This is a genomic window from Photobacterium andalusiense (genome assembly GCF_900185625.1).
In the GTDB taxonomy this organism is placed as follows: domain Bacteria; phylum Pseudomonadota; class Gammaproteobacteria; order Enterobacterales; family Vibrionaceae; genus Photobacterium; species Photobacterium aquimaris.
This window is the reverse complement of record NZ_FYAJ01000013.1, coordinates 70,135-80,422: the sequence shown is the minus strand read 5'-3', so window position 1 is coordinate 80,422 and position 10,288 is coordinate 70,135. Positions and strand designations below refer to the sequence as shown.

General features: G+C 41.6%; 6 protein-coding genes, 2 tRNA genes and 1 rRNA gene. 4 read left to right on the top strand and 5 right to left on the bottom strand.

Annotated features, from left to right (window positions below):
• Positions 1-3 precede the first annotated feature (3 nt).
• The 4 genes from rrf to PAND9192_RS20735 all read left to right on the top strand — a co-directional run bounded on the left by rrf (position 4) and on the right by PAND9192_RS20735 (position 2,098).
• Positions 4-119 (top strand): 5S ribosomal RNA (rrf, locus tag PAND9192_RS18480).
• Between the two features lie 32 nt (positions 120-151).
• Positions 152-228, top strand: a tRNA-Asp gene (locus PAND9192_RS18475).
• Between the two features lie 687 nt (positions 229-915).
• Complete coding sequence (locus PAND9192_RS18470; RefSeq protein ID WP_087854926.1) at positions 916-1,896, top strand: sugar-binding transcriptional regulator; 981 nt, start codon at positions 916-918, stop codon at positions 1,894-1,896.
• A gap of 107 nt (positions 1,897-2,003) precedes the next feature.
• Positions 2,004-2,098 (top strand) — tRNA-Sec (locus PAND9192_RS20735).
• Positions 2,099-2,112: 14 nt separating this feature from the next.
• On the opposite strand, the gene selB is transcribed toward PAND9192_RS20735, so the two are convergent.
• The 5 genes from selB to fdnG all read right to left on the bottom strand — a co-directional run bounded on the left by selB (position 2,113) and on the right by fdnG (position 9,568).
• Positions 2,113-4,032 carry a selenocysteine-specific translation elongation factor gene (gene selB, locus PAND9192_RS18465; protein WP_087854925.1) on the bottom strand — a complete coding sequence of 640 codons (1,920 nt, stop codon included), beginning with the start codon at positions 4,030-4,032 and terminating at the stop codon, positions 2,113-2,115.
• Positions 4,033-4,049: 17 nt separating this feature from the next.
• On the bottom strand, positions 4,050-4,940 hold the full coding sequence (locus tag PAND9192_RS18460; RefSeq protein WP_087854924.1) for a formate dehydrogenase accessory protein FdhE: 891 nt from the start codon (positions 4,938-4,940) through the stop codon (positions 4,050-4,052).
• A gap of 102 nt (positions 4,941-5,042) precedes the next feature.
• Positions 5,043-5,678 carry a formate dehydrogenase subunit gamma gene (locus PAND9192_RS18455; RefSeq protein WP_060998926.1) on the bottom strand — a complete coding sequence of 212 codons (636 nt, stop codon included), beginning with the start codon at positions 5,676-5,678 and terminating at the stop codon, positions 5,043-5,045.
• On the bottom strand, positions 5,675-6,550 hold the full coding sequence (gene fdxH / locus PAND9192_RS18450) for a formate dehydrogenase subunit beta (RefSeq protein ID WP_087854923.1): 876 nt from the start codon (positions 6,548-6,550) through the stop codon (positions 5,675-5,677). The genes PAND9192_RS18455 and fdxH overlap by 4 nt, the downstream gene beginning before the upstream one ends.
• Positions 6,551-6,553: 3 nt before the next feature.
• Positions 6,554-9,568: a formate dehydrogenase-N subunit alpha gene (fdnG, locus tag PAND9192_RS18445; RefSeq protein ID WP_144018112.1), complete on the bottom strand. Its 3,015-nt coding sequence runs from the start codon at positions 9,566-9,568 to the stop codon at positions 6,554-6,556.
• Positions 9,569-10,288 lie beyond the last annotated feature (720 nt).

Genomic DNA, 10,288 nt, shown 5'->3' with positions numbered 1-10,288 from the left:
TTGCTTGGCGACCATAGCGTTATGGACCCACCTGATCCCATGCCGAACTCAGTAGTGAAACGTAATAGCGCCGATGGTAGTGTGGGGTCTCCCCATGTGAGAGTAGGACATCGCCAGGCTTTAAATTGCTTAAATGCTGAATAGACACTGCGGAGTGGTAGTTCAGTTGGTTAGAATACCGGCCTGTCACGCCGGGGGTCGCGGGTTCGAGTCCCGTCCACTCCGCCATTATACAGAAAAGCCCTAATCGAAAGATTAGGGCTTTTTTACGTTTGTATAAACGTAAATGATGCAGAATAGAGACAGTGGAGTAGTAGTTCAGTTGGTTAACTTTTATTGGTAAGCTTAGCGGCCTGCCACGCTGGGAGTCGCGCTGATGTTCGGTATGGCAAGTCCCGTCCGCTTCACATTCATTTAAGAAACCTGAATTGAAAGATTCAGGTTTTTTTTCGTCTATATAAAAGTAATATGCTGCTGAATAGTCACTGCGGAATGGTAGTCCAGCTGATTAACTTTTTATTAGCAAGCTTAGCGGCCTGTCACGGTTATTATGTGATGGAAAAGCTCGCGCTGATGTTCGGTATGGCAAGTCCCGTCCACTTCACATTATTTAAGAAACCTGAATCGAAAGATTAGCAATTAAGCAATAAATTAAAATGATCGTCTAAATAAAATAGCTTTTGGGTTTATATACTCCAAAAGCTGTACAAACTAAACATTGCTTTATTATCAATAAGATAAGTGTTGCCTATGGTTATACCCATGATAACTTAAAAGGTGGTATGGTTTTTGGTGATTATTAATAAAAAAGCTGTACGTTATTTATTGTTGTAGGTTTAGGAATAACCTCTCGGTTTTGATATCACAGTGTTAGAATAAGTTTTTGATCTAAACGCCCGTATATAAGGACAAGTGATGAGCAGTTTGAATAATGATAATAATCATGCTGAGAGTGATCAGTTAACTGAAATTGCTATTGCTTATTATCAAGAAGGCGCAACTCAGGAAGAAATATCACAACGGTTTGGAATGTCTCGTGCCAAGATTGGTCGTTTGCTTCGTCGTGCACGAGATGAAGGAGTGGTTGAAATCACAGTTAAATACCACCCCGTATTCAGTGAAAAATTAGAACAACAGTTGATTGAACGCTTTAATCTAAAGCGGGCGTTGATTGCGTTAGATCAGCCTGATGATGAATCTCAACGTCAACAAGTGGCGAGCCTTGTTTCAAGCTATCTAGCAGCAACATTATCAGATGATATGGTAGTTGCGGTTGGTCAAGGGCGTAATATCGCCTCGATTGCTAATCATGTTGGTGTAGTACCACAACGTAATTGCCGTTTTGTATGTGGCATTGGTGGTACTCACCGTTCTGGTAATGCGATTAATGCCGATCATATTTGTCGCCAACTTGCCAAAAAATATGATGGTATTAGTGAAACACTTTATGCGCCGGCGTATGTTGACGATATCATTGTTAAAGAAGCATTTATGAAAAATGGCACCGTTAAAGAAACCTTAGATCGTGCTCGTCGTGCTGATGTGGCGTTAGTCGGTGTTGGTGATATGAATGAAAATAGTCATATGGTTAAACTGGGTTGGTTCACGCCGCAAGAAATTGTTGAAGCTCGAATTCGTAAAGGTGTTGTGGGTGATATCGCGGGCTATGATTTCTTTGATAGTCAGGGTAAGCAAGCAGATACCATGATGAGCGATCGTGTTATTGGTCTAACAATGAATGAACTGCGTCATATTCCGACAGTGGTGGTGACGGCGGCTGAAAACAGTAAAGCATTAGCTTTGTTAGGCGCACTACGATCTGGCGTAGTTGATGTATTAGCAACCAGTGTCAGTAATGCATTAACGATTTTAAATCTTGATCAACAGATGAAATAGATGCTTATTTAGGCAGTTGTTCTATAAAAGAAACCGCTATCTAGATCTTGGTTAGATAGCGGTTGCAGAATATACCTTAAACAAATAAAATACAGCTTCAAAATAAAGGAAGAACGTCGTATCCGGTGATGCGTCCGGATTTCAAATCCGGGTAGGGCTGCCAGCAGTCCTGGGTAGGTTCGACTCCTATGTTCTTCCGCCACTTCTTTATTTTTGTTACTGCAATAAATCCTGATCTTTTAATTCGCGATAATTAAACTTACGTTTCGTAAAACCAATCTTGTCAAAATATTCTAATAATTGAATTGCAACTTTGCGCCCGAGTTGACTGATATTTCTAAATTCAGCGGTTTCTAATTTTTGCTCTTGGGCAATATGTTGACGTACTTGTGTGGCCATTTGTACTAGATAATCATGGCTAACATAACGATCTTTAACGATAGCGGCAACGTAGCTTAATTGCGCCAGTTTATAGCTTAATTTGCGAATCTCGTTTTCATCTGCGCTAATTTTAGCGGCAAGATCACGTACCCACCAAGGCTGGGGATCTGCAGCCATTACTCGCTCTATTTGTTGCCACCATTGTTGCTCAGTTACCGTTAGCTGTAATTGGTGGGAGGCTAAATGTAGCCAACCACGAGTGTTGGCTAGTAACTGTTGATTGAGTAGTTGGTTGATAACAGCGTTAAAGATCGCGGCTGGCTGGTTAAGTGCCGCCATTCGATATAGCCGCTCTTTGCCGACGCCAAGATTATCTTGTGCTTGCTGATGATAGCATTCTAACGTAGTGATAATCTGTTGCTCTAATGCCTGCTGATAGCTGTCATAGCAAAGGTAATCACCATGTTGATTGATAGTTTCATTCGCTGCTAATAATTGACTAATAACAGTGGCATTACACTGGTGTTGTTCAATTAACTGTTGGCGTGATTGTGGTGCATGTTGCAGCTTAAATTCAATGATCTCATTGAGCGTATTGATATGAGCGCGTTGATGGAGGTACTCAAGTCGCTGTGGTTTGCGCTTGCCACGATTTGGCGGCAGTAGATCAATGACAATCGCGCTACCAAGATTGGTTTTCTGAGCCGGATCGCGAACTAATAAACGATCTTGTTCGGTTAAACACAATGGTGTATCAAGGCTAATTTCAGCCAGAGCGTTGTCGCCTGCGATTAATTGCTGATCTTCTAATAATGCAATACGACCAGTAGTATGAGTAGCGGCATGGAATATTTGAACATTTTGCCAATGCTTAATCGGTTGATTGGCGGTTAATTTAACTGTGATCCGTTTGATTATAGTTGTTGGTGCTGTTTGTAATAACCAATCACCACGGTTTAAGCTTGCTTTATCAATATCACCACTAATATTAAGCGCTACCCGTTGATTGGCTGTTGCACATTCAGCGGGTTTACCCTGCGCATGAATAGTCTTTACGCGTACAACCTGAGGCTGGCTATGGCCTTTTTTAAGATTGCTATGGCTTATTAGACATAAGCTATCACCAACATTGATCTGGCCGTTGATAGCGGTTCCCGTTACCACCAAGCCTGAGCCTTTAACGTGAAAAGCGCGGTCGATTGCCAGTTTAAAATTAAGGCTATCATCATGGTGTTGTTCACTATCAGCTAGCTCAATCAGGTGTTGTTTAAGCTCAAAAATACCTTGATGAGTGATGGCTGAGCAATGAAAAATAGTGGTGTGGATAAAACCATATTGAAGCAATAACTGGCTTATTTTAGCTTCAAGCTGCTGCTGTTGCTCAACGGTAGTGAGATCTGATTTAGTGATCACTACTGTTAAGCTATCCATGGCTAATAAGCGCAGAATCGTTAAATGTTCATGGCTTTGCGGCATCATGCCTTCATCGCCTGCCACAATCAGCATTGCATGATGAGCGGTGCCTACGCCTGCAAGCATGTTGGAGAGAAATTTCTCATGGCCGGGAACATCAATAAAACCTAATGTCTGGTGCTGATTAGATGTTATTGATTGATAAGGCATAAACGCATAGCCTAAATCAATTGTAAGCCCACGTTGTTGCTCTTCTGGCAGTCGATCGGCATTGATCCCAGTCAGGGCATGTAACAGTTTTGTTTTACCATGATCGACATGGCCAGCTGTAGCAATAATCATAGGGTTACTCTAAAGCGTTATTGAGCCAGAGGCAGTAAGAAAGGGTTGAAACCGCTGCGATAAAATTCCATTTCCCCCAGTTTCTGATCTAGCACTATGGTAGCTAAATCATCAGCAATAGGATCTAACTGTGGATTCTTTTCTAGCACCAGCATCTTTAAATAACTTTGGCAATGACTGCAAGTTTCAGCGCGAACGCTATCTTCTAGTGTTTCACTTTGAAGTTGAATATTTTCACTATCACCACATTGAGTACATTCAGCGCGTAGTCGATGCCATTGTGCTTCACATTGGCTGCAATGTAAGTAACGATGACCACTACCTTGAATTAAACTTGCCGCAGGTGCGCCACCACAAAGAGGGCAATGTGATTGTTTAGCATTAGCTTCTGGTTGCCATTCTAATTGGGTGTTAGCCATAATTAAGCTCATTAGCGTATTGATACAGCTCCAAAGAATAATCGCAATATCAGCAGGTACACGTTCAGCTTGGTTTTGCTGTAGAGCATGAAAATAATGCTGTAATGTTTGTTGATCAATCTGGCTAATATTGTCGATAACTTTGACGATATCATCACTAACAACAGGGCGTAGTGCTGAGGTTAATTGGGTTAGCATTGGATCTAAAATAGCTTGCCAACTACTGTCAATTTTAAGCGGCCATGTTAATGTTTGAGTTTGCAACTGTTGCTGTACTGCACCATTAAAGGTATCAACTAAATGCAGTTGTTGTTGGACGATCTGTCCTGCTAATAACAGGTAATCTGCCATAAAAGAGTCTTGTGCTAACTGACGTAAACGGGCAGCGCGGGCATGAAAAATGGTGGCAGGATCACCAATAATTAGCGGACGAAAGCCGTCACTTTTTTGTTTAATAATGGTGTCTTTATCTAAAATGTTAACGCTCATGCAGGTATCCAATTATAAGAATACCAACCTCAGTACGCCAAGGTTGGTATAGAAATAAAGAACCAATAAACAACAAGGATTATTGGTTCTTGAGCTGTGTTATTAGTGTTGATCTTTGTTGCTAGATAGCGAACGGAACCAACGCGGGTGGTGTTTCTTAGCCCAAGCTGAAGAAACTTTACCTTCTAACATGCCGTCAATTGAGCCTTTTACCCAATATGCCATGTAGGCATGGATAATTAAGCTTAAGGCAAAAACAAGCGCTGTGATTGAGTGCACAATCAATGCAATACGAACTACATCAATGCTGAAGTAGGCTGAAAAGTAAGCGCGCCATGCAATCAGGCCAGTTACTAGTAGCAATACGCCACAAGCAATAAACTGACGTAAGATCATTTTCTGACCAGCGTTGTATTGACCCGCTTCTGGTACGTTTTCTTCGTTCTCAGTTAAAACATCTTTAACTTTTAACATCCACTGGAGATCACCTTTTTCAAAGTGGTTATGGCTCCAGTAACGGATCACTAAGAAAAACAGCCCAACAGTCATCACAATCGCACCAAATGGGTGCAAAATACGTGCAAGTTGTGGCGTGCCATAGACGTAGCTAAGGAAATGCAGCGGTGCAAACATAAAAGATAGACCAGACAATAATGTCCAGATACCTGTTAATGCCACAGTCCAATGCACTACGCGATCTAAAGGTTTATGACGTAAAATCGTTTTGTTTAAACTCATTTCTCATCTCCTTCATCTTCAGTCACGCGACTACGACCAACCGTGACACGGTGAATGGCAGCAAGGGCTAACGTACCAACTAAACCTGCTGCGGCTAGCGGCTTGAGATCATCTTTCCATAACTTCACTGTTTCGCTGATTTTAGGATCTTTAGGCAGATCATAACGCTCAGGATCAGTAATATCGTGCAGTACGTAAATTACGTGTGTACCACCAACGCCTTGTGGGTTGTAGATACCTGCTTTTTTATGGCCTTTTGCTTGCAGTGCAGCAACACGTTGATTGGCATACTCAAGAATTTCTTCACGAGGACCAAAGCGTAGCGCGCCTGTTGGGCAGGTTTTAGCACATGATGGCACTTGACCTGCCTGAAGGCGATCGAGACATAACGTACATTTGTAAACGCGGTTATCAACTGGGTTCATTCGTGGAATATCAAATGGACAGCCAGCGATACAGTAACCGCAACCAACACATTTTTCCGAGTTGAAATCGACAACACCGTTTGCATATTGCACGATAGCATCAGGTTCTGGACACGCTTTTAAGCAGCCAGGATCTGAACAGTGCATGCAGCTATGTTTGCTAAATAGCCACTTGAATTTATTATCTTCTTCAATTTCTTTGAAGTGGATAGTGGTCCAAGTTTCAGCTGTTGTATTAGGTGGATTTTGGTAAGAACCTTCAAAGGTGCCTACTTTACCGCGTAAGTTATTCCACTCACTACAGGCATCCATACAGCCTTTACAGCCAGTACAACAGGTGACATCAATTAACTTTGTTACCTGAATTTGACGTTCACGCGCATCAGGAGATGGAGTAATCGACGATGTAGCAGAACTACGAATAATATTCTGTGATTCCATACCCATGGCTTACTTCACCTTCTCTACGTTAACCAAAAATGCCTTATATTCAGGCGTTTGTGAGTTAGCGTCACCGACACATGGCGATAACGTATTCGCAAGGTAGCCCGGCTTAGTATCGCCTTCGTAGCCCCAGTGAATAGGAATACCAACAGTGTGAACAGCTTGACCGTTAACATGCAGTGGCGTAATACGCTTAGACACATAAGCTTTAGCTTCAATGAAGCCACGCTTAGAGGTTACACGCACCATGTCAGCATTGTTGATGCCACGCTCTTTCGCTAAACCTTCGCCAATTTCTACAAATTGTTCAGGTTGTAATACCGCGTTGAAATGAGAGTGACTTGTCCATGTATGGAAGTGCTCTGTTAGGCGGTAAGTGGTACCCACGAATGGGAAATTCTCTTTTGTGCCTAGTTGCGCTGCATCATCTTTGAACAAACGTGCTGCTGGATTGGAAACCACATTTTTATGTAATGGGTTAGTACCAATTGGTGTTTCAAATGGTTCGTAGTGCTCAGGGAACGGACCTTCAGCCATTTTATCAAGTGCAAACAGACGACCTACACCTTCAGGTTGCATGATAAATGGACCAGCATTGCTTGATGGTGGCAATTTAGCGTTAAAGTCAGGCACATCAGGACCGACCCACTTGTTACCATTCCATTCAACCAGAATACGTGTTTTATCCCATGGGCTACCGTCAGGATGTGTTGATGCACGGTTGTACAATACACGACGGTTTGCAGGCCAAGACCATGCCCAGTTAGGTGCAATACCTAAACCGGATGGATCGCTATTATCACGACGTGCAGTTTGGTTACCAGCTTCAGTCCAGCTACCGGTGTATAACCAACAAGCCGCATTAGTTGAACCATCAGCTTTTAGTTTGCTAAAGCTTGATAGCTGCTTACCGTTAGCATCTTTACCGTTAAGTTCTTGCGCTAATTCTTTAGTATTTGGCGCAGAAGGGATCGCGTAGTTCCAATCAAGAGACAGAATAGGATCTGGGTATGTACCACCGTTTTGTTGGTACATATCGCGCATCTTCAAGAAGATACCGGCTAGAATCTCAGCGTCACCTTTGGTTTCTCCTGGCATATCAGCTGCTTTCCAGTGCCATTGTAGCCAGCGCGCTGAACTTACAATGGTGCCATCTTCTTCAGCAAAGCATGCACAAGGTAAACGGAATACTTCAGTTTCAATGCTTGCTGTATCAACTTCATTGACGTTAGGTTTATTCTGCCAGAACGTAGAAGTCTCAGTTGCAAGTGGATCGACAACCACTAAGTATTTCAGTTTAGATAAAGAATCTAAGGTTTTTTGCTTGTTTGACATTGAAGCAACAGGGTTGAAACCTTGGCAAATATAGCCATTCATTTCACCTTTGTTCATCATTTCAAACACGCGCAACATGTCGTAGCCTTGATCCCACTTTGGCATCATATCGTAGCCAAAGTTATTCTCAGCCGTTGCATTTTTGCCGTAGAAAGACTTCAGCAATGACACGAAGAATGCTGGATAATGCTGCCAGTAGTTGGTTTGATCCGCTTCAAGGGCCACTGGTGTGTGGTGCTTAAGGTGAGCAGCTAAATCAACATCTTTATCAGATGGCAGTTTTAAGTAACCCGGTAAACTTTGTGCTAACAAGCCAAGGTCAGTAATACCCTGAATGTTAGAGTGACCACGCAGAGCGTTCACACCGCCGCCAGCCATACCCATATTACCAAGTAATAATTGGATCATTGCCATACAACGAATGTTTTCAGCGCCTTTTGAGTGCTGAGTCCAACCTGTTGCGTAAAGAATAGTGGCAACGCGGTTATCCGCAGCTGTGCTACCTAGTGCTTTACAAACGTGTTCAAACATATCAACAGGCGTACCGGTGATATTTGATACAACGTCAGGCGTATAACGAGATACGTGATCTTTAAGTAGGTTCCATACACAACGAGGATGTTGTAGTGACTCATCCTTTAGGGCATAACCTTGAGCGTCAAGTTGGTAGAACCAAGAACTACGATCATACTTACGTTTCTCAGCGTCGTAGCCAGAGAACAGACCATCGTGGAACGCGTAATCATCACGTACAATAAAGCTTGCGTTTGTGTATGCTTTAACATACTCGTGATTCACTTGACTGCTGGCGATTAAGTAACGAATAGCACCTAATAGGAAAGCAATATCAGCACCAGAACGGATCGGTGCATAGTGATCAGCAACAGCTGCTGTACGCGTGAAACGTGGATCAACCACAATGATTTCAGCGTTTCTAGTTTTTTGAGCTTCAATAGCCCAGCGGAAGCCTACAGGGTGTGCTTCTGCTGCGTTTCCGCCCATAACAAGGATCAAGTCGGCATTTTTAATGTCGACCCAGTTGTTGGTCATCGCGCCGCGGCCAAATGTTGGAGCAAGACTTGCTACCGTTGGGCCGTGTCAAATACGCGCTTGAGTGTCTACAGGAACCATACCCAAACCACGGGCAAATTTCTGAGTTAACCAACCATTTTCATTACTTTCCGCTGAGGCACAAAGCATGCCTGTTGTTAGCCAGCGGTTAACAGTGGTGCCTTCATCATTGGTTTTTACCAAGTTAGCATCACGGTCTTGTTTCATTAGTTTAGCAATACGGCTAAATGCTTCGTCCCATGTTAGACGTTGCCATTTATCTGAACCTGGAGCGCGGTATTCGGGGAATTTCAAACGTTGTTCGCTGTTAACAAAACCAGCTAGGCCCGCGCCTTTAGGACATAATGCACCACGGCTTACTGGATGATCGGGATCACCCTCAACGTGGAACACTTTTTGTTTAATGTTACCGCCAGTAGCACCTGTGCTGTACAGTAATGTGCCACAGCCAACTGAACAATAAGAACAGGTATTACGTGTTTCTTTTGCTGCGGTTAATTTGAAGTCACGAGCTTGTGCCCACGCTTTTTGCGGAATTGTGGCAAGGGAAGCAATAGTTGTTGTTGCTACAGCCCCCGCGCACAATTTAAATAATTGACGTCTACTTATATTCAATCTCAAAAGACCTTATTAGAAATAAAGAAGAGGGTAATTTCTCGCGGTTATTATATGGGTGAATATAAAGTCGTCAAATTTTGCAATTAAGAGGGTGAGAATAAAAAGCAGGCTGATAAAATAAAGTATATAAATAGCTGTTTAAATATTATTAATAAGTCATTAGCGTTAATGTTGGTTTAATAATAGTTAAAATCAATAATAAGATTCATTATCATGTAATAATAACTATTATTGCTTATTGTGATTACTGATTTATGTTATTTATTCATGTTTTGTTTTTAATGGTAAATATATTTATACAATGTTTTGTGGTCGTTTAAATTAATTTAATTAAAAATTTAAACCGAAAAAGTAGCTAGTTTGGTGGTTTTTATTGGAGTTGATAGAAATTGAATAGTGTAAATGTTTTATATGGTTTTTTGTTTTATATTTACTTTAATCAGTAACTTATATTTTATTTTTGATGTTGTTAAATAATGAGATCAATTAACATTGAAAATATAGTGATAAATTAATACCGATATTGGATAGTAAATTAGACATACAGGTCTATAAATTGGTGTGATTTACTGCAATCTTAAGTGTCATATTTGAAATTCGCGATGGTGATTTAATAACCGATGTTAAGCATGTTCACTTACCAATATCAGTATGTTTTATAAAATAAAACTAATGTTAAATTAGAAAAGTAAATTGCAGCGATTAAATAAATAAGCT